At 55.9% G+C, this 24378-nt stretch carries 25 protein-coding genes; 14 read left to right on the plus strand and 11 right to left on the minus strand.

The window, feature by feature from the left end:
* Positions 1 to 3 precede the first annotated feature (3 nt).
* Together Fuma_RS09485 and Fuma_RS09490 are read right to left on the minus strand one after the other, a co-directional pair.
* Positions 4 to 1425 (minus strand): UdgX family uracil-DNA binding protein, encoded by a 1422-nt coding sequence (locus Fuma_RS09485; protein ID WP_077023919.1) that lies wholly within the window; start codon positions 1423 to 1425, stop codon positions 4 to 6.
* Positions 1425 to 2735 carry a putative DNA modification/repair radical SAM protein gene (locus Fuma_RS09490; RefSeq protein WP_229360880.1) on the minus strand — a complete coding sequence of 437 codons (1311 nt, stop codon included), beginning with the start codon at positions 2733 to 2735 and terminating at the stop codon, positions 1425 to 1427. The genes Fuma_RS09485 and Fuma_RS09490 overlap by 1 nt, the downstream gene beginning before the upstream one ends.
* 245 nt (positions 2736 to 2980) lie before the next feature.
* On the opposite strand from Fuma_RS09490, the gene Fuma_RS09495 reads away from it, so the two are divergent.
* The 5 genes from Fuma_RS09495 (at position 2981) to Fuma_RS09515 (ending at position 8260) form a co-directional block, all read left to right on the plus strand.
* Positions 2981 to 3985: a ligase-associated DNA damage response exonuclease gene (locus tag Fuma_RS09495; RefSeq protein WP_077023921.1), complete on the plus strand. Its 1005-nt coding sequence runs from the start codon at positions 2981 to 2983 to the stop codon at positions 3983 to 3985.
* Complete coding sequence (locus tag Fuma_RS09500) at positions 3982 to 5577, plus strand: ATP-dependent DNA ligase (RefSeq protein WP_077023922.1); 1596 nt, start codon at positions 3982 to 3984, stop codon at positions 5575 to 5577. Before Fuma_RS09495 ends, Fuma_RS09500 begins: the two co-directional genes overlap by 4 nt.
* Before the next feature lie 603 nt (positions 5578 to 6180).
* Entirely contained in the window at positions 6181 to 7323 is a 1143-nt protein-coding gene (locus Fuma_RS09505) for a hypothetical protein (protein WP_145944080.1), read from the plus strand.
* Between the two features lie 153 nt (positions 7324 to 7476).
* A complete protein-coding gene (locus tag Fuma_RS09510) occupies positions 7477 to 7695 on the plus strand; it encodes a hypothetical protein (RefSeq protein ID WP_077023924.1) in 219 nt (72 codons plus the stop codon).
* A 13-nt stretch (positions 7696 to 7708) separates the two neighbouring features.
* Positions 7709 to 8260: a gamma carbonic anhydrase family protein gene (locus Fuma_RS09515; RefSeq protein ID WP_077023925.1), complete on the plus strand. Its 552-nt coding sequence runs from the start codon at positions 7709 to 7711 to the stop codon at positions 8258 to 8260.
* A 71-nt stretch (positions 8261 to 8331) separates the two neighbouring features.
* Here Fuma_RS09515 and Fuma_RS09520 read toward each other — a convergent pair whose 3' ends face one another.
* The 8 genes from Fuma_RS09520 to Fuma_RS09560 form a co-directional block, all read right to left on the minus strand.
* Positions 8332 to 8778: a hypothetical protein gene (locus Fuma_RS09520; protein WP_077023926.1), complete on the minus strand. Its 447-nt coding sequence runs from the start codon at positions 8776 to 8778 to the stop codon at positions 8332 to 8334.
* Between the two features lie 149 nt (positions 8779 to 8927).
* Positions 8928 to 9371, minus strand: a complete 444-nt coding sequence (locus tag Fuma_RS09525; protein ID WP_077023927.1) for an Hsp20/alpha crystallin family protein — start codon at positions 9369 to 9371, stop codon at positions 8928 to 8930.
* 104 nt (positions 9372 to 9475) lie between these two features.
* Positions 9476 to 9931, minus strand: a complete 456-nt coding sequence (locus Fuma_RS09530; protein ID WP_077023928.1) for a hypothetical protein — start codon at positions 9929 to 9931, stop codon at positions 9476 to 9478.
* Between the two features lie 266 nt (positions 9932 to 10197).
* Positions 10198 to 10656 carry an Hsp20/alpha crystallin family protein gene (locus Fuma_RS09535; RefSeq protein ID WP_077023929.1) on the minus strand — a complete coding sequence of 153 codons (459 nt, stop codon included), beginning with the start codon at positions 10654 to 10656 and terminating at the stop codon, positions 10198 to 10200.
* 606 nt (positions 10657 to 11262) lie between these two features.
* Positions 11263 to 11622 (minus strand): hypothetical protein, encoded by a 360-nt coding sequence (locus Fuma_RS09545; protein ID WP_077023931.1) that lies wholly within the window; start codon positions 11620 to 11622, stop codon positions 11263 to 11265.
* Positions 11623 to 11705: 83 nt separating this feature from the next.
* Positions 11706 to 11936: a hypothetical protein gene (locus tag Fuma_RS09550; RefSeq protein WP_077023932.1), complete on the minus strand. Its 231-nt coding sequence runs from the start codon at positions 11934 to 11936 to the stop codon at positions 11706 to 11708.
* 226 nt (positions 11937 to 12162) lie between these two features.
* Complete coding sequence (locus Fuma_RS09555; protein ID WP_077023933.1) at positions 12163 to 12429, minus strand: hypothetical protein; 267 nt, start codon at positions 12427 to 12429, stop codon at positions 12163 to 12165.
* Position 12430: 1 nt separating this feature from the next.
* Complete coding sequence (locus Fuma_RS09560; protein WP_077023934.1) at positions 12431 to 12934, minus strand: hypothetical protein; 504 nt, start codon at positions 12932 to 12934, stop codon at positions 12431 to 12433.
* 440 nt (positions 12935 to 13374) lie between these two features.
* Here Fuma_RS09560 and csrA point away from each other — a divergent pair, with 440 nt between their 5' ends.
* From csrA to Fuma_RS35205, 9 genes are all read left to right on the plus strand, one after another.
* On the plus strand, positions 13375 to 13698 hold the full coding sequence (gene csrA / locus Fuma_RS36560; protein ID WP_077023935.1) for a carbon storage regulator CsrA: 324 nt from the start codon (positions 13375 to 13377) through the stop codon (positions 13696 to 13698).
* A gap of 47 nt (positions 13699 to 13745) precedes the next feature.
* Entirely contained in the window at positions 13746 to 14081 is a 336-nt protein-coding gene (locus Fuma_RS09570; protein ID WP_145944081.1) for a hypothetical protein, read from the plus strand.
* Between the two features lie 30 nt (positions 14082 to 14111).
* Positions 14112 to 14774, plus strand: a complete 663-nt coding sequence (locus Fuma_RS09575; RefSeq protein ID WP_077023937.1) for a sll1863 family stress response protein — start codon at positions 14112 to 14114, stop codon at positions 14772 to 14774.
* Positions 14775 to 14960: 186 nt separating this feature from the next.
* On the plus strand, positions 14961 to 15410 hold the full coding sequence (locus Fuma_RS09580) for a TraR/DksA family transcriptional regulator (protein WP_077023938.1): 450 nt from the start codon (positions 14961 to 14963) through the stop codon (positions 15408 to 15410).
* A gap of 371 nt (positions 15411 to 15781) precedes the next feature.
* Positions 15782 to 17227: a sigma-54-dependent transcriptional regulator gene (locus tag Fuma_RS09590; RefSeq protein WP_077023940.1), complete on the plus strand. Its 1446-nt coding sequence runs from the start codon at positions 15782 to 15784 to the stop codon at positions 17225 to 17227.
* A gap of 64 nt (positions 17228 to 17291) precedes the next feature.
* Positions 17292 to 20216 (plus strand): hybrid sensor histidine kinase/response regulator, encoded by a 2925-nt coding sequence (locus Fuma_RS09595; RefSeq protein ID WP_077023941.1) that lies wholly within the window; start codon positions 17292 to 17294, stop codon positions 20214 to 20216.
* A 409-nt stretch (positions 20217 to 20625) separates the two neighbouring features.
* Positions 20626 to 22116 (plus strand): Do family serine endopeptidase, encoded by a 1491-nt coding sequence (locus Fuma_RS09600; RefSeq protein WP_083731927.1) that lies wholly within the window; start codon positions 20626 to 20628, stop codon positions 22114 to 22116.
* A gap of 806 nt (positions 22117 to 22922) precedes the next feature.
* Positions 22923 to 23381 carry a hypothetical protein gene (locus Fuma_RS09605; protein ID WP_077023943.1) on the plus strand — a complete coding sequence of 153 codons (459 nt, stop codon included), beginning with the start codon at positions 22923 to 22925 and terminating at the stop codon, positions 23379 to 23381.
* Positions 23374 to 23550: a hypothetical protein gene (locus Fuma_RS35205; protein ID WP_158520923.1), complete on the plus strand. Its 177-nt coding sequence runs from the start codon at positions 23374 to 23376 to the stop codon at positions 23548 to 23550. The genes Fuma_RS09605 and Fuma_RS35205 overlap by 8 nt, the downstream gene beginning before the upstream one ends.
* A gap of 226 nt (positions 23551 to 23776) precedes the next feature.
* On the opposite strand, the gene Fuma_RS09610 is transcribed toward Fuma_RS35205, so the two are convergent.
* Entirely contained in the window at positions 23777 to 24310 is a 534-nt protein-coding gene (locus tag Fuma_RS09610) for a hypothetical protein (RefSeq protein WP_077023944.1), read from the minus strand.
* Positions 24311 to 24378 lie beyond the last annotated feature (68 nt).

A 24378-nucleotide genomic window follows, 5' to 3' on the forward strand; every position in this document is an offset into this window, starting at 1 on the left:
GGTTTATTCGCCAAAGCCAGTTAGTTGAGCGGCCAGACGCAAGTCGCTTGCGAGTTCCAGCAACATTTCGTTGCGACGTGTTTGTGACGGCTGACGCAGGATCGCAGATGGGTGCCATGTTCCGATGGTGTTTTCGCAGTGCCGTGTCTTCTGAGGTACTGCTCGATGCTTCGTTACTCGGAATTCCGGCCCGATGATTTGTCGGGCGGCAGTGGCGCCGAGACAGACGATAACTTGTGGCTGGACGAGTTCGATTTCTGCTTCCACCCACGGCTTGCAGGCGGTCACTTCTCGCACATCCGGATTGCTGTGCAGGCGGCGCTTTCCGCTCAGATTGTATTTGAAGTGCTTCACCGAATTTGTGACGTAGATTCTGTCTCGCGAGATACCGACTTTCGCGAGTGCTTCGTCCAGAATTTTACCAGCCGGTCCCACAAACGGCCGGCCGACCAGATCTTCCTGATCACCAGGCTGTTCGCCGATCAGCATTAGACCTGAATCTACTGGGCCTTCGCCAAAAACGGTCTGAGTTGCATGCTCGTGCAGGTCACAGCCTTTGCACCCGGCCGCGGCAGCACGAAGTGCGTCGAAGGTGAGCGTCTGTGGCAGGAAGTCAGCGGCCGAAGTCGCGAAGCCTTCCTGACGAGCGATCATTTCGGCAACCCGCCGAGGTGCGTCGGCCAGAAGGTCGGGGATGATGTCGGTTTCCGGAAGCGTGGGCCAATGACGCGTCGGCATTTCCTGAGTCATCATCTTCAACTTGATGCGCGCCGGATTAAAGATCGATCCGTAGTAGGTTTTCCACAGGTCTTCAAGCTCGTCACCCTGCGGTGCCTCACTGGCTGCTGCGCCCGGCCCGTAATTTAGTTGCTGAAGGTCCCAGTGCACGGATTCCGAAGGTGTCAGAATTGTCCAGCACATGCTGGGAAAGCGACGAGCGAAAAAAGGAGCGGTTAGCCGGACGATACGAAATTCGGGGCGATGCCATGCCACAAAATGCTCACCTTCCGGCGATTCGACTTTGCGGAAGCGGACGAACGCTTTCATCTTGTGCGCATCGCGACGAACGGCTTTCTCCATCATTACCAGACGATGCACGTCGTCGTCTGTCGTGACTTCCAGCAATCGAGGTTCTCCGTGAGTCATCCGCCACAGCGTGCGATACAACCGTTCCCAGCGATCCGGGGCAGTGTGGCAGGCAATACGTTCGGCCGCCTGCAAAAACGACTTCGGAATTCGGAACACGACTGGCGACTTAGAGTCTGCAGGCGGTGGCAATGCCTCCGAATCATCAGTGGCGTCAAACAGACTCGGACTGCGGTCTGTGTCACCAAAAACGACGCCAGACGGCGGAACGTGGCGGGCAAGCAACCCTCGACAGACGGTTCGCCATTCTTCGAATGTGCTGGCCTTAACAAACTGCATCACACCTCGCCCGATTTGGCAGAAGCGTGAGCATCAAACAGCGTGAGTTGCCGTGGCTGCTGGACAAATTGTTGCTTTAAGTGCAGGTCGTCCAGCTTTTTCAGACCGGGGTTATGATCCGCCGTCACCACAAAGTGAGCCGTGCGTTTCCACGCCACGCGAAGCTTTTTCAAATCAGCCACCTGCAGCGCGTGGTGCTGTCGAATTTTTAATATGCGAGCTACGCTTTTCGCGCCAATGCCTGGAATTCTCAGCAGTTCCTCACGAGGAGCGAGATTAACATCAACGGGAAAGTACTCCCGATGCGCCAGCGCCCATGCCAGCTTGGGGTCAACGTCCAGCGATAGGTTGCGGTCCGCTTCTGCAACCAGTTCGTTGGCATCGAAACCGTAGAATCTCAGAAGCCAGTCGGCCTGGTAGAGGCGATGTTCGCGAACCAGCGGAGGACTCTTGCCGGGCAGTCTGGCATCAGCGTGTGGGATCGGGCTGTAGGCCGAATAGTAGACTCGCCGCAGGTCGTGGTTGTTGTACAGCGATGAGGCCGTTTGAAGAATTTCCAGATCCGGCGTGGGCGTGGCACCGACAATCATCTGAGTACTCTGGCCCGCAGGGGCGAACTTCGGCACTTTGAAACCCGCCTTCTTCTCCGTTTTGAACTCGTCGATTCGCCCCTTGATGGTGCCCATCGCATGAGTAATCTCCGGTTCCTTCTTTTCCGGAGCAAGCTGCTGCAGGTCTCCCGCCGTCGGCAGTTCGACATTTACACTCAGGCGATCCGCCCAGCGTCCCGCGTCGGCCAGCAAATCGTCAGACGCGCCGGGAATGGACTTCAAGTGAATGTAGCCTCCAAATCGGTGCTTCGTTCGCAACGTCATCGCGACCAGATTCATCTGCTCCATGGTGTAATCGGGCGACTGGATGATCCCGGAACTTAAAAACAGCCCCTCGATATAGTTCCGCTGATAGAACTGAATTGTGAGATCCACAATTTCGTCGGTCGTGAAGCGAGCCCGAGGCGTGTCGCTGCTGACTCGGTTGACGCAATATTGACAGTCGTAGATGCAGTAGTTCGTCATAAGGATTTTGAGCAGCGAAACGCATCTGCCATCCGGCGTGTAGCTGTGACAGATCCCCATGCCCTCAGTACTGCCCAGCTTGCTTCCTTGGCGAGTTCCCTTCGACCCGCTGCTGGCGCAGGATGCATCGTACTTGGCGGCGTCGGCAAGAATTTTGAGTTTCGTCTGAACGTCCTGCGACATCGTCAATTGTTTCTTCTTAGGGGGCCACTCATCCGTTGTTGTGCCGTCCATTCTCACACGCCATCGGTGACAGGCAAGTAGTTTGTTTGACCATGCCGAAACGCGCCTATACTCAACTGGTGAAACTCGTTTTCGCTGGCCGCCCGTCAATCAATTTGGCCGCCGAGCGGTCTACGAAACGGGAAAAGCGTGAGCAAACCGCGTCACTGCGGCGGCATGCAATGTGCAACCAATGCACGCGGCAAATTGCTGGCCACGCAATCTACAAAACGGAACCTTTCTGAGGGCTTTTGCACGTGACGTTGCTAACGGAATCGGACCATGGTCTCTACTGCCCTCGCGGCAGGTTTTATGTCGATCCGTGGCAACCAGTCGAACGAGCCGTCGTGACGCACGCGCACGCAGACCATGCTCGGCCGGGTTCGCAGGCGTACCTCGCAGCGAAAGCTGGCGAACACATTCTGAGGACTCGTTTGCCCGACGTAGCGTCGTTTCAATTTGTGGAATACGGCTCGACGGTTTCCATGAACGGCGTCAACGTGTCGCTACATCCTGCCGGGCACATGACGGGGTCGGCTCAGGTGCGCATGGAATACCGCGGTGAAGTCGTCGTTGTGACGGGCGATTACAAGCGGCAGGCCGACCCGACCTGTGCTGCGTTTGAACCGATCAAATGCCACACGTTCGTCACCGAATCGACATTCGGTCTGCCAATCTACCGCTGGAAAAATCCGCAAGCCGTATTCGATGACATCAACCAATGGTGGCGAACCAACCAACAGGCGGGACGGACGAGTGTGCTGTTCACGTATGCCGTAGGGAAGAGCCAGAGAATACTTTCCGGGATCGACACCAGCATCGGCCCGGTGTTCGCTCACGGAGCAATTCTGAAAGCGAACGCCGCCTATCGACGCTGCGGAGTCGAGTTGCCGGAGGCGGGTAACATCTTAGAGCAGGACAAAACGTTCGACTGGTCTCGCACGCTGGTGCTTGCTCCGCCGAGTGCTCGTGGCAGCACGTGGCTACGGCGGTTCGGCAATGTGTCGATGGCAATGGCTTCAGGCTGGATGGGCGTGCGAGGCATCCGGCGTCGGCGAGTGGTCGATCGCGGCTTCGTCATTTCGGATCACGTCGACTGGCCCGACCTGATGCAAACGATCAAGGAAACTGAAGCCGAAAATGTGTGGGTCACACATGGCTACTCGGCCCAGGTAGCGCGTCACCTTCAACAGCAAGGTGTCGCAGCGAAAGTCATCAAGACAGAATTTCGCGGCGAAGTCGAAGAGGCGGAATCGCCATGAAGCGTTTTAGCCAACTGTATACAAGTCTGGACGCAACCACGAAGACAACCGGAAAAACGGCAGTCCTGGTGGACTACTTCTCTGAAGCTGATCCGGCGGATGCGGCCTGGGCCATCTATTTCCTGAGCGGGAAAAAACTTCAGCGGCTGGTCCCGATGAAGTTGCTTCGAACGTGGTCGGCCGAAGTCGCCGGAATCGAAGACTGGATGTTCGACGAATGCTATGAAGTTGTCGGCGACCTTGCAGAAGTTATGGCGCTGATTTTGCCGGCACCTCAGTCGCAGTCTGATGTCCCGTTGCACGAATGGGTAACCCAAAGGCTGCTGCCTTTGAAGAAGCTTTGCGAACCCGAACAACGTTCTGCGATGGTGGAATACTGGCAACAGCTTGACCAGACCGAACGCTTCGTGCTGCACAAACTGATGACGGGCGCGTTTCGAGTTGGCGTGTCGCAGAAGATGGTGGTGAAAGCGTTGGCGCAACGCTTCGGATTGCCTTCCGAAGTACTGGCTCACCGTTTGATGGGCGACTGGGAACCGTCCGCTGAATTCTTCAATTCGCTGATGAATGCCGACACCGGGGACGCTCACATCAGCCAACCGTATCCGTTTTTTCTGGCCCATCCCCTCGAAGCCTATGTCGAAACACTCGGGCCTGTCACAGACTGGCAGGCCGAATGGAAGTGGGATGGGATTCGTGCTCAGTTGCTGAAACGTGATGATCAGTTTTTCATCTGGTCTCGCGGCGAAGAATTAATGACGGATCGTTTCCCGGAACTCACCGCCATCGCCGATAGCGTTCCCAACGGCTCAGCCGTAGACGGAGAAATCGTCGCGTTCAAAGACGGTGGGATTCTGCCATTCAGCCAAATGCAGCGACGCATCGGGCGAAAGAAGCCTGGCAAGAAAATTCTCAGCGATATTCCCGTCTCGTTTATCGCCTTTGATCTGCTGGAGTGGCAGGGCAGGGATGTGCGTGAGGAACCGCTCACATTTCGGAGGCAGCAACTACAGGGAATCGTGGACGCCGTTGCCACAGAAAATCCAAACACCGCGATTCAGCTTTCGAAGGAACTCCCCTGCCAGTCATGGAGTGACCTCGCAGAGCTACGGCAGCAGAGCCGTGAGAATCAGGCGGAAGGTCTGATGCTGAAACGGCGAGACAGCCCATACCGAGTCGGCCGGCCTCGCGGCGACTGGTGGAAGTGGAAGATCGAGCCGTACACCGTTGACGCGGTGCTGACCTACGCTCAACGAGGCAGCGGTCGTCGAGCAAGCTTGTACAGCGACTACACGTTCGGAATCTGGAACGACGGCGAACTGGTCACATTCGCGAAGGCTTACTCGGGACTCACCGATGAAGAAATTGCGGAGGTTGACCGATTCGTCCGGGCCAACACGCTGGAACGTTTTGGACCGGTCCGCAGCGTGACGCCAAAGCTGGTCTTTGAGCTCGCGTTTGAAAACATTCAAGTCAGCAAGCGTCACAAGTCCGGTATCGCCGTCCGGTTTCCACGCATCATTCGCTGGCGACACGACCTGAAGATTGAGGCTGCAGACAGTCTGGAGTATGTGAAAGCGATGATCGAGTAGACGTCCGTCAATGTGCGGAATTGGCCCACGTGAGCATTTTGTTGTGCGAGTGCCATTCGCTCGTCCCCGGGGACGGTTGGACTCATTGAATTGAGTACGAAGAACTAACGCCGGCGTCGACGTAGCCGCGAAGTAGCCGCGTTGTGGCGACAAGCCAGTCCGACCCAACAAGCAGAATTCCGCATTCGGAAACGCATTCTCACGTAGTGTTCCCATTTGGCATCGAGTTGAATGATGCGGTGCCGCAATGGTCGCTCATCCACCGGCAGATCGGTCGAAATCTCTTCCGTTCAGGGCTCAAAGCTGCTCTTAAGGCCGAAATACAATGTCGGCATCAAACGTGCACTACATGTGAGCATCCGCAGCCTTTGCACCGGCGGAAGTGTCAGCTCGTGCAGCTCGCCCGCAATTGAGTTCGTGCTTAGCTGCCGCTGGGCGTTGGCCCCCGTTCACGACGGAACAACCGGGGCCAACACCCAGCGGCTAAGCAGGAAGCGAAGGTTGATGAGACACAAATAACCGCAGATCGAAGCGGGTCCAGAATAGCTCTGTATGAGCGATCGATCTGCATCACGAAAATTGGAAATCCAAAAGGTAAAAAACATGAAGAAGTCAAAGATGATACTGGCAGTTGCTGGAATGGCCCTCGCGTTGGTGACAGCTGACGTCGCCAACGCTCAGCGAGGTGGAAATCGCGACAACCCCGGTGGCCGGTCGGGAGGAAGCAATCGGGGAGACGGCGGAAACTTTGGCCGTCAGAACTCAGACCGACCGCAAAACGTCGGCCAAGCGTTGCGGAACCAACTGCAAAACCGCATCCGCGACGAAGTGAGAGGCTCAGGCAACCAGCGTTCAGATGGCAATCGACGCTTCGATAACCAACCGTCCAACCAACGTCGTGGGGGAAATAACTTTTCTCAACAGCCGTTTGGCAATCGTAACTACGGCACCCGAAACAACTACAGCAACCGAAACAACAACAACAACAACAACCGTTTTGGCAGCAACTTTAACCAACGCGGACGGTACCAGTCGAATCCGTTGGCGCAACTGATTGTCAGGCAGTTTCCGGAAGCGCGAAGGATTCTTTCACCGCGAGGCCCTCGCTACAACAACACCAACCGAGGTGCATTCTACCGGAACAATAGTCGGTACTACTATTTTCCGGATAGCAATTTCGGAAGCGGTTACCAGTCGCAGCCGAACGGCGTGTTGCTGAGCGGTAATGTGGTCGTAGACGGTGGCACTGCCATAGCCCAGACGGGTGGAGCTGTTGAGCAACAGTCGCAACCGGTCGAAGTTCAGTTCGGTGAATTTGCCTACACCGACCAACTGTCCGAAGTTCTAACAACCGTGCTCAACGACCTGTGTCTGGACATGCACTATAACTACCAGCAGAACGCCAACTTCGCTGCCGCCTACCGCGAAGCGTATGCAGCGTTAACGGAAGCCAAAGGATTGCGAGACGCTCAGCAGTCTGATGATCGCGACAGCATTAAGCAGCGACTGAAGATCACCGACTCACTTCTGCACAGTCTTGAGCCGCAGGTTCAGGGCTGGACGCGAACTCACCAAAAGCAAATTGGTGAAGCGGGGATGCTAACGAAACTCGAAATCGCCGGCGATGTCACCCATCACATGATGTATGACGCGGGCATTTCCGAGGAAGAGCACGATCAGAGCAGCCAGACATCGGCAACAGCAGACGCTGACAACACGGTCGAGCAGGCACCAGCACCTCAGTAAGACCTTCAGCAAAATGCTGAACGAGCAAAACCAGAGCGGCAGTCGGATTCCTAAACAGGAATGTCCGACTGCCGTTTTTTTTGGTTTATGAGCTCGCGCGCAAGCCAGCGACGTACGTATAGAGTTCGATAGTCCGAAGCAGAAGCCCCACTGATGTCGGCGATTACATCCCTGCTGGTTCGTGACGCCAATTCAGCCCGCACGGCGTTCTGGAAGATTGGACGTGACTGCTGCGACGGCGATGCAGGGTGGACACCGGGAAATCCTGCGGAACAGAAATTGGCGGAATGGTACAACGTCTGGATGGTTTGTAGAGTAGCCGCCATTCGCGGTGCCCAAGCCGCCGTCCATCCCGTTCCTGTCGTCTGTTGAGTAAAACTGTTCTATGTTCTCATCCGTTCGAAGCTTTCAAGGCATTGCACCGCAACTCGGCAAGCGAGTCTACATCGATCCCGCGTCGACTGTGATTGGCAAGGTCACTTTGGGCGACGATGTCTCTGTATGGCCGGGCGCGGTGATTCGTGGGGACATGCACACGATAGAAGTGGGTGATCGATCCAACGTGCAGGACAACGCCGTGCTTCACACGACGCATGCTGGCGAATTCAATCCCGAAGGCTGGCCGCTGAAAATCGGAGATGACGTGGTGATCGGCCACCGCGCGGTTCTTCATGGCTGTACAGTGGGCAGCCTGGTGCTCGTTGGCAATGGAGCGATCGTAAACGACGGCGCTGTTGTCGAAAACGAAGTCATTGTCGGTGCGGGCTGCATCGTGCCGCCGGGAAAAACGCTCGAAAGCGGCTTCGTGTACGTAGGCAACCCCTGCCGCAATCTTCGAGCGGTCACAGACAAGGAAATGCGGTTCTTCGAATACTCTCCCGCTCAGTACGTCAAACTGAAGGATCAATACCTCGCCGAACAGGCCACGAGCGATTAGGCGGCCACGTTAGGTCACCATTCAGAACAAACGACTCCGCAATACACGGTGCCGACACCCGACTGCACCGGCTACTCGCCTTCGCCCACATCAAGGTTCACGGCATCCAGCAGCAGGATATTTTCCTGGCGTTTGTGGTCGGCAAGTCGATCGGCCCAGCTGCGAAATTTATCGCGCAAGCTGTTGGCGATGGGCATCTGGTCCGGCGGGTTGTTCAGTTTTCCCTGCAATTGCTTGAGGTCACCAATGAGACCGAGGCGGTTTCGTCGAAGTCGCTCGACTCGCTGCAGCCAGTTCGGGAATCGTTCAAGCACCTCTTCCAGGTAGCCCGCCTGGTCCTCAAGAGCGAACTCTCGCTGCAGGTTGGTGCAGAGTTGATCCACTATTGCGTGCACCCAGCGGGAGTTCTCCGCGTCCAGACGTTCTTCCAGCAGTTCGCGCAGATCGTCCAGCAGCAGGGTGTGAAACGTGGAATACTGCTGCAGTTCGTTCATGATTCGGTCTGAACATTCAGACATCGCCAAATCCCTGGGATGGAACTGTGACATCGCCTCGATCCAAAAAGAATCACGTGTCTTGTGGATTAACCTATAAGCCGGATACCCGGCCCGAGCCCCCCGCAACTCGAGAATTGCGGGGGTGCTCGATGCCAGGCCACGGCAATGGATCAGCCTCGAATGTTGATCCGCTTCGGTTTCGCAGCTTCGGCCTTCGGCACGTTGATGTGGAGAACGCCGTTGCGGAACTCGGCATCGACTTTCTCCATGTCGACATCAGCGGCGAGGCGAATGATGCGTTGGAACCGACCGCGCGGGCATTCGTAGCGGTGCCATTTACCATCGGTCAGTTCTTCAAACTTACGCTCACCGGTAATGCAGAGTTCACCTTTCCGCAACCCGACGTCAACGTCTTCCAACACGACGCCTGGCAGGTCGATGGAAATGTCGTAGTGATTCTCGGTCTCCGCCACATTGCACAGCGGACTGAAGTATGCCGCCCCTTCGTGATTTTCGGATCCCAGAAAGTTTTCAACCATCTGATCCAGTTCTCGCCTGAAGTCCCCGAACACACCGGGATAGCGAGTGCGAAACGGAACAATTGTGCCAGTCATTTCTACTCTCCCTTTTCCAGAGGAACGAATCCTCGCATTCAGACTTTGATAACTTCCGCAAGCGGACCACCCGCAAGCTTAAGTTGCATGAACAGTAAGACACATCAGGCAACGGCCGAGGCAAAAGAATGCATCATTCGTTGCATCTTCGAAGGCAGTCGACTGTCGTCCTGAAAACGAACACCTCGACGACCAGCAGTTTCCAGTCGAACCATCGGCGACAGCATGGCCGCCAGTTCTGGAGCTTCAGGCTGCTCACGTTGATCGCCGAACGGTTTAACCGGGTATCGTGGATCTGCCGCCGTGACGATGGGATCGTTGAGCTTCCTCGGCCCGGCATTCTCTTGCGGCCGAAGTACGGTGCTCCAATCCAATCCCAAAGTCATCGGTCCAGGATCGATCTCGACAGCACCCGCCAGCACTTTGGCGGATGGTGCCATCGTTGGTGAAATGGATTCTGCAATCGGAGACGTCGTTGTAGAGTTCGGCCCCAGAGAACTGGCGCCGATAAGAATTAGCCCAGCGACGACCAGTGGAACGTACGGATGCAGTGTCTTCATCGTTTCACCTCATTTCACGACCGTCTGCCTGTGAGCCGCGCTGGCTGGCATCAAGGTTTCGGCGAGGACACTGATGCCGATGAACTGGTTGCCACTGACGACGGCTCACACTGACAGGTCAACTCCAACTTCACCGGCCCTGGCTGGTGTGAAGGTGACTCACACCAGCCGGTCCGACACATCTCGCGAACCCTTTGGACGCAGACGGAAACCGTAGCGGCCTTTCAGTAAGGCAGTTTCCGCTCTGTCCAGAGCCGCTGCGTTCGTCAGGACTTCACTTCGACGTGTTTCGTGCGTGACGTCTCAGCTTTGGGGACGGCGATTCGTAACACACCGTCTTTGTATTCGGCATCGACCTTGTCCATATCAAGGTCCTCGCCCAGACGGATTCCGCGTTGGAACCGACCATAGTGACTTTCGGTTCGATGGTACGTTTTCCCTTTTTCTTCTGAGCTTTCTTTGCGTTCTCCGGTGATCCAGAGTTCGCCATTTCTAAGCTCCACGCTGATGTCGTCCTTGGACATTCCGGGAAGGTCGACAGTCACCATCCACGAATCATCGGATCCCGAAATGTTGCACGACGGAGTCAGCCAGTTGGTACCTTCGTGGGATGCTGCTTCACTGTCGTTGCCAAAAAAGCGGCTCAACAGTCCGTCCATCTCGGTGCGAAAATCTCCAAACGGACGAGACATTCGCGTGCTGAATGGAGTTAACGCGGTGTTCATTCAGATTCTCCTTCCAATACGAAACGTCATCCCGCAATGGTGAAGAAGAAGGCAGCGGATCAGCGGGATGAACTACGATCCGCGACCTCCAAATTGGCCCGTCGAACGTGAATACGCAAGGACGTGGTTCATGGGACAGTCGCTTGTGCGTCGGCGATATGCCGATCGTCGGCCGCGACCGTTCCACGGGGCTTCCATACGTCCGGTTGTCCCCACGGCTCACGCCGACGGGCACGGGAACATGCCGTTGAAATGCGAGAATTGGAGATTGCTCCGTCTTCCGCAGTGCGGAAAGTGGAACCTGCCACCAGGCACTCCTCGCCAGGATCTGTTGCAAGATCCATTACGGCAACCCACTTCGATCAAAGCAACGAGCGTGCCAAAACGTTTGATGGTGGGGCTGAAAGTTTATCACGCAGAACTTTCACTGGTTTCTACTTTCGGCGTCGACAGGCGCGAGCATTCACGTGACTGAATTTAAGACACAGCGGAGGAACGTTGGTCATCCCCGCTTGAAGCGACGGCATTCGTCGACTCTTAATCAGCAACGACACTGATTGGCGTCGCAATACAAGAAGCAGGCTGGTCTCAGAGAGCCTGCGGATGTCATGAGACCGTTGCTCGGTGACCGGAGCCGCTGCGGTTTCCTCGGCGCGCACCGGCGGATGTTGCACGCGGCCGTTCAGACGTGCGGCCTGAAAATGTTCCGTATTGCGTGCTTTCGGACACGTTCAGTTGGCGGGGCGGTTGATTCCCGAGGTCCAGGTCGTGCCATGTGTGCCAGCACATGTAGAGCAGGATCGCCGAACTGATGAGAAACGCCACGTCAAACGCGGTTTGCCCCATGAATGGCTGGAACGGGTAGTTGGCGAAAAGGTCTGTGACGCAAAGCGCAATGAGCGCCACTGAGACCGCGACGGCGAAGAAAATGACGTTGCGATAGGTGTCGCGATTGGGAAGTGTCATGGAAACGATCCTTTCATTCGCGTTCGGACAGAATGGACGACGGTGTCATGGGCCAATGCCAGCCCGGTTCCGAATACGTTGGATCAGGGCCGAAATGAATCCCAGTACCAATCGCGCTCATGCAGAAACTCATCACAGGCTTCGCAGCGATCGGTCCCTTCGTTCTCGTGGCCGCAGATGCAAACCCAGTAGTCCGTGTCCAGCGGCAAACCGGAATCGTCGCGCGGCAGTGTTGTCGAATCGTCAATCAGAACTTCATCATCGAACAAGTTGTCGTCAATTTCGTACATCGAGTGATCGTTGAGAGAAGGCATGGCGATGCTCCTTTGCTTAACAATTTGATGGTGCCGAAGTCCCGTACTCCGGCCGCGATATTGCGACAGAACAAATTCTGTGCCAAACGTAGTCTGCAGCGGTGCCCTCCATGCTTAAGCACCATGGCGAGCCTCAAACACGTAAGGTAGGCGCATTCCACGTGCAACCGATTAGCTCCACGGTCGTGGCCAGCTAGCGATCGGTACTGCCTATGTCCTGCGTCTCTCACGAAAATCCCAACAGCGCCGGGATATGCCGAGCCGCTTCGATCAGCAGGCTGAAACTGAGGACGAAACCACCAAACGCCAGCATGCCCGCCAGAAGGGCGGTTCCGACGATGATTGGATACGCCACGATCGTTACCGCCAGCGAGCAGAAAGCATAGACCGTCAGACATATGTATTTCACCAGTGTCCACACGGCATGGCTGATGCGCTCAGTCACGTCGTGCAGGTCAAAGTGCTGAGTTTCGTTCCATGTTGCGGTACTCATTTCACACTCTCCTTTCACTATTGCGCTGGTTCGCGTGCGACCGAGATTCAACGACGTGCTCAGATACGGTCGTGAGAATTTCTCGCTGATGTGCAATGCATTGATCGAGGACTTTGACAGCATCGTCATCTTCGATCACGTCCTGACGGACCTCATGAAGCTCGGCCAGCAGATCGTGCTCTGACTTCACCACTTGTTGCCACAGATGGTCGACAGCCACGAAGGTGAAGTCCTTGAAGTGGTCCGAAAACTGTCCATAGTCCACCGCCCAACCGCGGCGATCCAGCAGCAACACCAGTTTCCGAATCCCCTCACGCTGTCTGGCTGCCATTGTCTTGAGGATGTTGCGTTCGGCACAGTCCTGCAGCTCCCCCCACGGCCAACGCAAGTCCGCGTACTGCAGCAGGCTGCGATGCCGCTGCACAACGATTTCCTGAATGCGCTCTGCGTTGTGATCAGATCCGTTGAGCGATCCTGTGTGATCCAATTGTGTTGAAGCACTCATGTCCGATCCTCCCCGACGAAAAGTCACTCTGTGACACGGAAGCAACAGGTGTGCCAAATCTGGGGCCGTCGGAACACAACAAGATAGTAGTGGCAAGCGGCTCCGGCGCATCTGCACAGTCGCGCACCAGCACAGGTGCACTCGAAAAGTCGTTCTCGCCGCAAGTCTGCTTTACCGCCAGCCAAGCTATGTGCCTCAATAGGTGCGCGGCAAATTTCAAATTGCGGGACAGAACCTGGCTGTCTAATTGCTGGCCACACTGTCTGAAATTTGGCGCGATTAGGTTTTTGCGGTTGCCGTTCGCCCAGACTTTAACCGGATCCCAATATTTGGCGCGCTCTTTGCAAAGTCAGGTCGCCGATAGCATTTTATTGGTCTCGTTGGTGGGGTTTGGTTGCCCGCCTTCATCCACTTACATCTCAGGAAAAGGAGGTCTCAATATGTTGGTGCTGTCACGAAAACGAGACGAACGAATTCGCATCGGAAACAACATCGAAATCATGGTGGTCGAGATACAGGGGGGCCGAGTGCGGCTGGGCATCACAGCTCCTTCTGACATTCCTGTTCATCGAGCGGAGATTGCGGAGCAAATCAGGAACGCGCAATCGACAAGTGCACCGGTTGACGACCAACAGAAGGTGCATGAAGGCGAGGACGAATCAGATTCGGAATCATCGCCGCATCAACAGCAGGCACACGAATCTGGAAATCAGCGACCTCAACGACTGTACAGGACCGCAAATTCCGCCTACGCCTTGGGGTGATCCGCCGGAAGGGACGTCTTACTTCGGGATTGCGAAAGGAGGATGCCATGATTATGCAAACTGGTCGAACTTCTGAGTGCCGGACGAAATCGGTTCGAAAACTCAGCAGTCGTCAACGCCCACATGCCGTCACCTTGCGCTATCGAGTTCAAGGGTATCGCGTACTTCCCGAAGAAGTTCAGCCGGTACGCAAAGTCGCGATAAACCCCGAACCCACTTCGGCCAGGCGAACTCGATGGGTAAGTCGCGTCGTCGACTTGTTCTTTAGTCGCCAGCCCTGGCATCCGCCGAATCGCAAGGGCTACCCGAAACGCTGGTGGGTGCATCTCTTGACCATAGTAACCGTCTACGCGGCCGCAGCGGTTGCGGTCGCTTGTCTGTAAAAATGCAAAGCTGAGTGAAGGGATAACACGATGAAGAAATTCTGGATCGCAGGGCTTGCCTGCACGATGGCTGTTGGGTTGGTCGGTTGCAGCGAACAAAGATCTGTCGCTCCGCCCACGCTGGGTGCTAGTTCTCCGTCGGCTGGTGCCGACGCGGGCACCGACGATGCAGCAGACACGGTGTCGACCAACGATGCAGTCGGTGAAGACAGCAGCACGGTTACTGCAGCAAAGCCGGTGATCGACGAACTGAAGAATGAAGCGGACGAAGCCGTCGAAGACATGAAGCAGGAAACAAAAGAAGCCGTCGATGCGGCGGCGAATGCAGCTCAGAAAAAGAAGGAGCAGTACTCCGCAGAATTCAGTCAGAAGCTCAGCAACATGAAAGGTGACATCGCCGAGCTCAAAGAATCCGCGAATAAGCTGCAGGACGAAGCCAAAAAAGAATTCGCAGAAATGAGCAACGAGCTGTCGAAAAAGCAGGAGGTCCTCGAAGCAAAACTGGAAGAACTTAATGAAACCAGCGCCGACAGGTGGGCTGACCTGAAAGCTGGCATTGTCAAAGCTTTCACAGATTTGAAAACATCTTTTGATGCCGCGTCAAAGCACGTTGATGGCGAACGATCAGCGGAAGAAGCAAAGAAAGACAGTGTTTCTGAGGCACCGGCCACTGAGTCGACTTCAGAGAAGTAACTGAATTTCGCCGCCGGCAAGCCGCTAAACACGGGCGAAGGGTCACAACAGATAGGGTGGCCGAACACAAGTTTTGGCATCAACGCTGCAAGGTCAGAATTTGCTGCCTGTTGAGGCCAGCATTTTTGTAAGCCGAGTTCCCATCGGTCCACGATTTCGAACTCAGCCCATATGGAGAGTTGCACCATGACACGCAAAGACGATTTGGCTCAGATCGCGCAACAACTGCGTGATCGCCGCCTGGAGTTACTTGAGGAAGCTGAACTGGAAATCGGTGAGTTGCGGAATGAGCTCGGTGACCAGTCGTGGGACGCAGAATGCGAAGGCATTGATTTTGAGTGTGACGAAGTCGCAGCAGCGTTGGCTGACCATCTGTACGAAGAACTGCTGCAGATCAATCATGCCTTGAACCGCATCGAGGAACAGGAATATGGCTTCTGCGAAAATTGTGGCCGCCAGATCACAATGGCGCGATTAGAAATTCTTCCGTTTGCGACCAGTTGCGTCGCCTGTCAGACCGAAGCGGAAGGGACCGAGGATGCCTTTCGGGAAATTGTCGGCGACGAAATGGAAAACGAAGGTGTGCACAGCGACCGCTATGATGAATTCAGCCTGCCGGTGGCACTGAAAATCTGACGTCCGCACTTGGACACAAAACGTTTACAGCGCGGGCACAGGAATCTCAGCAGCGGATATCAAGACATCGGAAGACGTCCTGGTAATCCTGGTCCTCAACGACCCCGGTCCATCACGATAAGGTGCCGCCGCATGCAGTCTTCGGAATCGTGCTGGCCCCCATTCGTGGTCCACTACCTTAAAAACGAACCGGTCACCGACTCGAACTGGCACCATCCTGGCCAGAATCAGAAGTCGAATCCCGGCGTATTTGATAGCAGGCCGCTCGTTCCGCGAGGGACGAGCGGCTTTGCGTATTCGCAGTCGATTGACGATAACATTGACACTCACAGGAACCCGTTCCATGCAGACATTTCATTGATTGAATCTCCATGCCAACACTAATCGCCGTTGACGACGAGCCTTCAGATCTGGAGCTGTTTCGGCACACATTTGAGAAGCAGGGCCTGACGGTCTTGACCGCAAAAACAGCCGCGGATGCACTCAAGCTGGTGGCCGAACACAAGCCAGACGTCGCTGTCTTTGACGTCATGCTGCCCGACAAGTCCGGCATCCAGCTTCTCGACGAAGTCAAACGCTACGACACTCGCCTGCCCGTGATTTTCGTGACCGCTGGCGGCACGAGCGCCACGGCCATTGATGCGATGAGGCACGGGGCGTTCGACTATTTGTTGAAGCCGCTAAATCTGAAGCAAGTGCGAGAACTGGTCGACCGCGCTCTGGAAGTGCGTCGCCTGATGAATGAACCCATTACGATGGGCGATGCTCAGCAGCCGACGCCAGATGATGGCGATACACTGGTCGGCCGCAGCGAAGAGATGCAGGACGTTTACAAAGCGATTGGACGTGTCGCCCCGAAGAACGTCAACGTTCTGATTCGCGGTGAGAGCGGCACCGGAAAAGAGCTGGTGGCGCGGGCTGTGTATCAGTTTAGTGATCGAGCCGAGCAGCCGTTTTTGGCCGTCAACTGTGCAGCCATCCCGGAATCGCTTCTGGAAAGCGAATTGTTTGGGCACGAAAAGGGGGCCTTCACCGGTGCTGACCGCCGGCGCATCGGAAAGTTTGAACAGTGCAGCGGCGGCACGATTTTTCTGGACGAGATCGGCGACATGCCGTTGGCTCTGCAAAGCAAGATGCTGCGGCTATTGCAAAACCAGCAGTTCGAACGAGTCGGCGGGAACACCACAATCAAAACCGACGTGCGAATTATTACCGCCACTCACCGCGATCTCGAAAAGATGGCCGAAGACGGAAAGTTTCGATGGGACCTGTACTACCGGCTGAACGTCTACAGCATCGAAATCCCACCGTTGCGAGATCGGCACGACGACCTGCCTGAGCTGATTGACTATTTTCTGCGTCGAGCCAACCGGGAACTTGATAAAGAAGTCCTGACGGTCGACGAAGCGACCATGGAGCTGTTGAAGGCGTATTCCTGGCCTGGCAATATCCGTGAACTGCAAAGCATTCTGAAGCAGGCGGTACTGGCGAGCAGTGGGCCAGTGTTGCTGGAACACTTTCTGCCGGACATCGTATGTGAACCGGAGCAGCATCCTCACATCAACGCAAAGCCATCCTCGCCGCAGTCGTTGAGCGACGTTTGGGATCGTTTCGTGAGCGAACGTTTGGAGGCTGACAGTACTGCGATCTACAAAGAAGGCATTGAGATCGCCGAACGCGAAATCATTTCCCGCGTGCTTCGTCACACGGACGGAAATCAGGTACGCGCCACAAGGCTGCTTGGCATCACGCGCAGCACGCTGCGATCGAAAATCAGTCAGCTCGGAATCACGATCGACACCGTGGTGGAAACATAAGGAAAGCAGAAAACGCGTCCCGCGCGATGGATAGCAGACGGCCTGCTTCGCAGAAGAAATCACAATGACCGAACAAGATTCACCACTGCTCAAACTTTCTCTCTCGCGTCAGGCCGACCTGTCACACATGAGTCGACGCGTTCGGCTGTTGGCCGCGCTGACTGAGCTACCGCAGAAGCAGCGTGAAGACTTCAGCAAAGCCGTAACCGATGTCTGCCGCTATGTCCTCGCGGCGCAGGCGCATGGGGCCGTTGAATTCTCGTTGTCGCAGGATGGAAGTCAGCACTATCTTCAGATCGTGGTTCGTAACGAAGGCGAAGAGAAACAGCGCGGCAACAAAGCGCCACGGGCGGCCGAGCGACGAACCGAAGAAGCACGATCACTTGAACGACTCAAAGACGTCGTCGACTACTTTCACTTCGACGACAATGCAAACCGTGGCACGATCGCCGAACTACGGCAAATGCTGCCTCCAACATTCCAAAGACCAACGGCAAGAGAAGCGAGTCTCTGGAAACGGATGATCCAGCAGAAGTCACTGGAAGACGCAATTCTTGTGGCCAGCCAGCGGTCTCGTCGTATCGAAGCCGAAGCCGACACGATGCGGCAGCGACACACGCTGCGCGACGAAATGGCGCGCGGCACGGAGGATTCAGAAACGCTTTTTTCGCTTATCGCCAGCGAAACGGACAACTTCATTGTTGTGATGGATCCCGACGGCAGCATCACCTGGGTAAACAATGCGTTTGTCGCCATCACCGGATATTCCGAAGCCGAAATAAACCGCCGGCGCCTCGACGAACTGCTCGGCGGCCCCAGCAGCAACCGAGAAGTGATGCGAGACTTTCGTGAAGCTCTGCGGCACGGCCATCGCTTTAACGACGAATTGCTGCTGTATCGCAAAGACGGCCGGGCCTATTGGACGCACTTCACGCTGACGCCGGTGACTCGGGGGACGAGCGGCATAAGCCGTTGGATCGCCATCGGCACGGATGTTTCACAGCAGCGTCAGGCGGTGGATGCTCTTGCGGCCGCCAAAGAATCGGCCGAGTCGGCCAGTCAGGCGAAGAGTGAATTTCTGGCGAACATGAGCCACGAAATACGGACGCCGCTGAACGCCATCATCGGCATGACAGAACTTACGCTCGGCACGGAATTGCAGCGAGAACAAAAAGAATACCTCAGCACCGTGAAGCTGTCGGCCGAATCGCTGCTGGAATTGTTGAACGACGTACTTGACCTGTCGAAGATTGAAGCAGGCAAATTGTCGATCGATCACACGAACTTCAACATTGCCGATTTGATCCGGGACACCGTCCGCGCTCTTGCGGTGCGGGCACACACGAAAGGTCTGGAACTGGCCTGCCACGTGCCGCTCGACACGCCTCAATGGCTGCGCGGCGACCCAGTCCGGTTGCGACAAATTCTGGTTAACCTGGTGGGCAACGCGATTAAGTTTACCCGGTCTGGCGAAGTCTCGGTCAACATCGAACCCCAGTGGCAGAACGGCAACGAAATCGGCCTACACTTTATTGTCAGCGACACCGGAGTTGGCATTCCCAAAGATCGTCTGCAAAGAATTTTCGATGCATTCGAACAGGTCGATAATTCCACGACGCGAGAATACGGCGGCACCGGCTTGGGACTCGCCATCACATCGCAATTGTTGCGAATGATGGGGGGACGAATCTGGGTTGAAAGCCAGCAAGGCAAAGGAAGTCGGTTCCACTTCTCGCTTAGTTTTCCGATCGTCCACGACGCTCCGCCATTACACAACGCCGATGCTGCTGATGTCGAAGGCTTCCACGTTCTGGTGGTCGACGACAACAAGACGAACCGCGATGTCGTCGGTGGAATGTTGCGTCACTGGAAGATGGAACCGACGCTGGTCGACAGCGGAAGAGCGGCCCTGCAGGAAATCGAACAGCATTCCCAAAATGGAAGGGCGTTCGACCTTGTGCTGCTGGATGCGATCATGCCGGAACTCGACGGCTTTGAAGTTGCACAACAGATTCGCGACGCCCCGGATCTGGAATGCGGAACCATGATGATGCTCTCATCGGCCGACCGACCCAACTCGTCCGCGCGCTGTCAGGAACTGGGCATCGAATCGTTCATGCTCAAGCCGGTTTCACCATCGGCGTTGCTGAACGCCATTCTTTCCGCTGTCGGTCCCAAACGACTGAGTAAGAATGCCGACAACAACCAGGCTTCGCCCAACGATCGTCCGCCGCGCACACTGCGAGTCCTGGTTGCCGACGACCATGAAGCGAATCGAGATCTTGCCACCGCCATTTTGACGAAACGAAGCCACCAGTGTGTTCCCGCAGAAACTGGCCGAGACGTCCTTCGTGAATACGAATCCGCTGACCCGCCGTTTGACGCGATTTTGATGGACGTGCAGATGCCGGAAATGGACGGCTTTGAAGTAACAACGGAAATTCGCGAACGCGAGCAGGGATGCGGACGCCACACGCCCATCATCGCGCTCACGGCTCATGCCATGAAGGGCGATCGCGAAAAATGTCTGGCTCAGGGAATGGACGCCTACCTGTCCAAACCCATCCGCCCGCGCGAGCTAGTGACGCTGGTCGAAAGCGTGGCTTCCGCGGGCACCAAGCACGAGTTTCCGAAAGATGATCCTATTGCGACCACGGAAATCGACTTCACTTTCGCCCTTGAACGGCTGGAAGGTGAAGACGATCTGTTGCGCAGCCAGATGCAGTACTTTCTGAACGATGGGCCCGGTTTAGTTAAGGAGATCTGCCAGGGTCTAAGCAATTCGAACACAGAAAAAATCCAGCGAGCCGCTCATCGGTTGAAGGGCCTGCTGGCAGGCTATGGACGCGACGCTACGTCAAAGCTTGCCGGGCAGATGGAACATTCCGCTGCCACCGGTGACACATCTCAGATCGCTGACCTGTGCAATCAGGTAAACAGCGACGTCGAAGCGTTAGTTGTGGGTATGCGGAAGTACCTGAAAACGTAGAGCAGGCGTGTAAATCTTTTCGTCTGACTGGCAGACATTCAGGGAATCAATTCATTCCCTGTCAACAACGGGATGGGCCCACCGATCTTAATGAGCCCCACGGCACGACCGCAAATTTTTAGCGGGAACTGTGTACAGACTGCGCGGCGTGGCTGAAATTTAGACAGCGACGCGGCTGCAGACGGCCCGATTAGTGGCGCCCACAGTAAGAAACTGCGACACGCGAACGTCACCATTGTTTTGGCACGCGGCATGCAACGTGGTCGAGCAAAACTGCGTAGACGCTGGATGGAGTCGCGATCAACCAGTCGCCGCCCGACGGATCACCGTCGTTGAAAACCGAAAGCGATTCAACCGGCGTCAGAATCATTCACGGCAAACTGAATACAGAAGCGAAAAGGAAACGATCATGCACACCCCAATCCACGTACCGAAGTGGTTTATGGCCACCATGGTATTCAGCGTCCTGGTCAGCTTTACGGCCGGGGCGGCGGTCCTTGTCCCTAGCAAGACCGAAGTTCCGCCACTCGATCCAACGTTGATCCAGCAGGCGGATATGCTGTCACTCGCCTTCCAGCAGGCCGCGGATCACATCAGCCCTTCGGTCGTGAGTATCATGTCGGAAAAACAGTTACAGACGCTGCAGGGGCGAGGGTCGTTGCAGTCTCAAATTCCTGAAGAGTTTCGCCGGTTTTTTGGGGACGACTTTGATCGTTTCTTTCAGACACCCATGCAACCACGAGGCGGTGGCGTTCAGCAGGGCTTCGGCAGCGGTGTGATCGTCTCCAACGATGGCTACATTCTGACCAACAACCATGTCGTCGCCGACGCCGACAAGATCACGGTGAAGACCGTTGACGAAGATACTTACGAGGCCGAAATTGTCGGCCGCGACCCCAAGAGTGACATCGCGTTGCTGAAAGTGGATGCATCGGGACTGCCCGCCGCAAAGCTGGCAGCCGCTGACGATGTTCGAGTGGGGCAATGGGTGATTGCCGTCGGCGGTCCGTTTGGACTCGAAAACACGGTGACTTCAGGAATAGTAAGCGCCACAGGTCGTAACACGGTTGGAATCGCTGACTACGAGAACTTCATCCAAACAGATGCGGCGATTAACCCCGGCAACAGCGGAGGCCCGCTGGTCAACCTTCATGGCGAAGTGGTCGGCATCAACACCGCCATTGCAACTCGCAGCGGTTCCAACGCGGGCGTCGGATTCTCGATTCCCATCGGAATGGCGCGGCACATCATGGGCAGTTTGAAAGAAACCGGTCGAGTCGATCGCGGGTTTATCGGAGCCGTCATTCAAAACCTGACCAAAGACCTTGCTGCATCGTTCAACTACGACAGTGACTACGGTGTGTTAATCGGCGACGTCACTGACGACGGTCCGGCAGCGAAAGCGGGGCTGAAGTCTGGTGACATTGTGCGCAAGATCGACGGTAAGAAGATGAAAAATTCAAGCGAACTGCGTAACGCCGTGGCGACAACGAAACCGGATTCCACCGTTGAATTTGAAATCTTCCGCGACGGAAAAATTCAGATCGTCGAAGTCAGGATCGGGCTGCTCGACGACAAAGTGATGGTCGCCAGCAACGGAGACACGTCTGTTTCGACCGACCTGGGGATGACACTTCAAACGGTCACTCCACGCATCGCCGAAGCTCTTGGCTACAGCGAAAGCCAGAAGGGCGTTGTTATCACCGAAGTCGAACCAGGCAGCCTCGCCGCATCCGCCGGGCTCAGAAAGAAGGACATCATCGTGAAACTCAACGGCGAAGACATTGAGGACACCGGGGGTTTCCGAGAGGTCCTGAACAAGTACGACGCCAAACAGGGATTGCGATTCCAGGTCAAGACCGAAGGCATCAGCCGCTTCCTGTTTCTTAAGACAAGATAGCTCAAGTGGCAATTGGTCGACCACGTCCCGGCTCCGACGGCCGGGACGCGGGACCGTACAGCTTCCGCTAATTTCTTGTGCGATGCCCAGTCAGCGACTGCGGTACGCTCAGGCAGGCGAGCTGGCGTTTAAGCATTGAGTCGCTCGAAGGCCGTGCCGCCATGCGGGGCGTTTTCAGTCATCTCAACAGCTGCGCCGGCCCCGGCACGTTTCGCGGTTCAGCGAGTGATGGCTGAGTCCGAACCCCGCGAAGCTGTCTAGGAGCGCTAGACGAATCAGCCCGTCGCGCATCAGCGATCACGACAACACATCAGACAATCAGCCGGCGCCAGACCCATACGAGGGACGTTTGTTGGCAGTTGTCACACCGGACTCGCTTTAGGAGAAGCAAACGGTAGTACCAACGATCTGTCGTTTCACTACGCCTCACCGAACGGTCCCACTTACAATACGCACACTTAACCATTGGCCCTAATCACTCATACTGCGAAATCGATCGCGCCCCGTTGTTGGGCAGTCTACTGACGAACAATAGTCAGCAGAAAGCAAAATCGTGATCAGTCACCAATGAACAGGGAATCGCACCAGCAATCAAGCTGACAGTCCGATTTTTCTGTCATCTCCCCGCTTCCGGAAGTGTATGATGGGCTTCGAACGACCTAAGCCAAGACTAACGCAGGCACCCGGCACGTGTCCGTAGTCCGCCACGGTTCGGCCCATTCTGGCCACCTGCCCACGTGGACCGATCGACAACTTCAATCGCGCGTTGCGAGTTTCATCTATCGCCAGTGCCCGAAGGCTCAAGCATGCGAGAACTGATCCGGCCGGGATTGACCACAGTGGCCAGGCTGGGATTGTTTCTCAGTTTGGCGGCGTGGTTTGTGGGCAATGGATGGGTCGGAACGATCGCCATCCCCTTCGGTGCCGGCCACGTGGCGACAGGCCTCGGGGCTCACGGGTGGTTCGCTGGGTACTTCCGCTCGATGACTTCGTTCAACACGAGATTCTCCCCGAGCAGCGAGAAGTACAACGCAGGCGCCTATTTCGGTGAACAGCTGCCCCGGGAAGCCAGTGCCTTCATTTCAGCTCATTCCAACGGCGAGTTTCTCGGTATGCGGTCAACGCAATTTAACGCGAATGTGGGAAGATTGGGAGATGCGATCTCCATCCAACACTGGCTCGTTGTCACCATCTTCGCCGCGTTCTACACGCTGCTGAGCTGGGTTTGTCGTAAGCACGAACCGGAAGCGGTGGGCGATGAGTGATGATCCGTACAGTGCGCCGGAATCTGCAGACGTGCCCGATGAACAGGACTCACAGACGAAAACGGTTCTGTTACACCTTGGTGTGGCTGCCGTCACGTTGATGGTGTTCACCGCAATCGTGGTATGCATTGTCGGAGCACTGGTGTTTGGACGCCTGATGTCCATGTAACCGCACTTGGCCCGATCAGCGTAGCGCCCGCCAAACCGGCGAGTACAGTCCTCAGCAAATGGTACTGACGGTGTCCACCGTGATAAAAATGTGCGAGGCGGCACCAAAACGAACGAGGAAAAGGTGCCGCCTCGCGATTCCACGCCCTGGCCCGCGTACTGAGCGACGGATAAGCGTGGAATCTACCCATCTGCAGATGAATCAAATGCTGCACGGCGTGCGCGAACTACGCCGTTACCAAAACGTCTCCCTCGACGGCTGGCAAATCGAAGGCCGGGCCGAAGCAAGCGAAGTTATAGTTGAACCGAGTTGGTCCTGGCGAACCAGCAACCTGGACAGAGAGTTTCAATCGCTGAGTGCCTTCCAGTGTGGCGTTGTGCTGCGCCGGAACAAACGATTCCCCGTCCCATCTCTGCAATTTCCTGATCTCGCCCACTCGCAACGGATCGATGTCGCCATATTCATCGACGCCACGCAGGAACAAATCTGAACCGCACCAGTCAGTGTCCTCGCCAAACGGCGCGATCGTTGCGTCGATGTCATACAGAGTCGCTGTTTCGCCGTCAATTATTTTTGTCCCAGCCGCCGTGACGGAATGAACTTCGACATCGCCCGCCGCGAAATCAGACTGCGTGCCACGCAGAATGTCCTCAGCGAGCGAATCGAGTGTTCGTTCGGCGCAGAATCGCACAGCACAGAAGGCGACGACGCCAGCTGCGAGAACAGCGATCCACCAGTAAGAAAACAGCAGCTGAAGCATGGGAAATCCTTTGAGCCTGGAATCGTTCAAAGCCTAGCTCGCGATCCGCACAGCTGCCGGTGACGGAC

The sequence above is a fragment of the Fuerstiella marisgermanici genome, assembly GCF_001983935.1.
Taxonomy (GTDB): domain Bacteria; phylum Planctomycetota; class Planctomycetia; order Planctomycetales; family Planctomycetaceae; genus Fuerstiella; species Fuerstiella marisgermanici.

Excerpts from the sequence above, each read along its gene's own strand:
- Fuma_RS09485 (WP_077023919.1), bottom strand. The coding sequence starts at position 1,425 with ATGCAGTTTGTTAAGGCCAGCACATTCGAAGAATGGCGAACCGTCTGT.
- Fuma_RS09490 (WP_229360880.1), bottom strand. The coding sequence starts at position 2,735 with ATGGACGGCACAACAACGGATGAGTGGCCCCCTAAGAAGAAACAATTG.
- Fuma_RS09500 (WP_077023922.1), top strand. The coding sequence starts at position 3,982 with ATGAAGCGTTTTAGCCAACTGTATACAAGTCTGGACGCAACCACGAAG.
- Fuma_RS09505 (WP_145944080.1), top strand. The coding sequence starts at position 6,181 with ATGAAGAAGTCAAAGATGATACTGGCAGTTGCTGGAATGGCCCTCGCG.
- Fuma_RS09510 (WP_077023924.1), top strand. The coding sequence starts at position 7,477 with ATGTCGGCGATTACATCCCTGCTGGTTCGTGACGCCAATTCAGCCCGC.
- Fuma_RS09515 (WP_077023925.1), top strand. The coding sequence starts at position 7,709 with ATGTTCTCATCCGTTCGAAGCTTTCAAGGCATTGCACCGCAACTCGGC.
- Fuma_RS09520 (WP_077023926.1), bottom strand. The coding sequence starts at position 8,778 with ATGTCTGAATGTTCAGACCGAATCATGAACGAACTGCAGCAGTATTCC.
- Fuma_RS09525 (WP_077023927.1), bottom strand. The coding sequence starts at position 9,371 with ATGACTGGCACAATTGTTCCGTTTCGCACTCGCTATCCCGGTGTGTTC.
- Fuma_RS09530 (WP_077023928.1), bottom strand. The coding sequence starts at position 9,931 with ATGAAGACACTGCATCCGTACGTTCCACTGGTCGTCGCTGGGCTAATT.
- Fuma_RS09535 (WP_077023929.1), bottom strand. The coding sequence starts at position 10,656 with ATGAACACCGCGTTAACTCCATTCAGCACGCGAATGTCTCGTCCGTTT.
- Fuma_RS09545 (WP_077023931.1), bottom strand. The coding sequence starts at position 11,622 with ATGACACTTCCCAATCGCGACACCTATCGCAACGTCATTTTCTTCGCC.
- Fuma_RS09550 (WP_077023932.1), bottom strand. The coding sequence starts at position 11,936 with ATGCCTTCTCTCAACGATCACTCGATGTACGAAATTGACGACAACTTG.
- Fuma_RS09555 (WP_077023933.1), bottom strand. The coding sequence starts at position 12,429 with ATGAGTACCGCAACATGGAACGAAACTCAGCACTTTGACCTGCACGAC.
- Fuma_RS09560 (WP_077023934.1), bottom strand. The coding sequence starts at position 12,934 with ATGAGTGCTTCAACACAATTGGATCACACAGGATCGCTCAACGGATCT.
- csrA (WP_077023935.1), top strand. The coding sequence starts at position 13,375 with ATGTTGGTGCTGTCACGAAAACGAGACGAACGAATTCGCATCGGAAAC.
- Fuma_RS09570 (WP_145944081.1), top strand. The coding sequence starts at position 13,746 with ATGATTATGCAAACTGGTCGAACTTCTGAGTGCCGGACGAAATCGGTT.
- Fuma_RS09575 (WP_077023937.1), top strand. The coding sequence starts at position 14,112 with ATGAAGAAATTCTGGATCGCAGGGCTTGCCTGCACGATGGCTGTTGGG.
- Fuma_RS09580 (WP_077023938.1), top strand. The coding sequence starts at position 14,961 with ATGACACGCAAAGACGATTTGGCTCAGATCGCGCAACAACTGCGTGAT.
- Fuma_RS09590 (WP_077023940.1), top strand. The coding sequence starts at position 15,782 with ATGCCAACACTAATCGCCGTTGACGACGAGCCTTCAGATCTGGAGCTG.
- Fuma_RS09595 (WP_077023941.1), top strand. The coding sequence starts at position 17,292 with ATGACCGAACAAGATTCACCACTGCTCAAACTTTCTCTCTCGCGTCAG.
- Fuma_RS09600 (WP_083731927.1), top strand. The coding sequence starts at position 20,626 with ATGCACACCCCAATCCACGTACCGAAGTGGTTTATGGCCACCATGGTA.
- Fuma_RS09605 (WP_077023943.1), top strand. The coding sequence starts at position 22,923 with ATGCGAGAACTGATCCGGCCGGGATTGACCACAGTGGCCAGGCTGGGA.
- Fuma_RS35205 (WP_158520923.1), top strand. The coding sequence starts at position 23,374 with ATGAGTGATGATCCGTACAGTGCGCCGGAATCTGCAGACGTGCCCGAT.
- Fuma_RS09610 (WP_077023944.1), bottom strand. The coding sequence starts at position 24,310 with ATGCTTCAGCTGCTGTTTTCTTACTGGTGGATCGCTGTTCTCGCAGCT.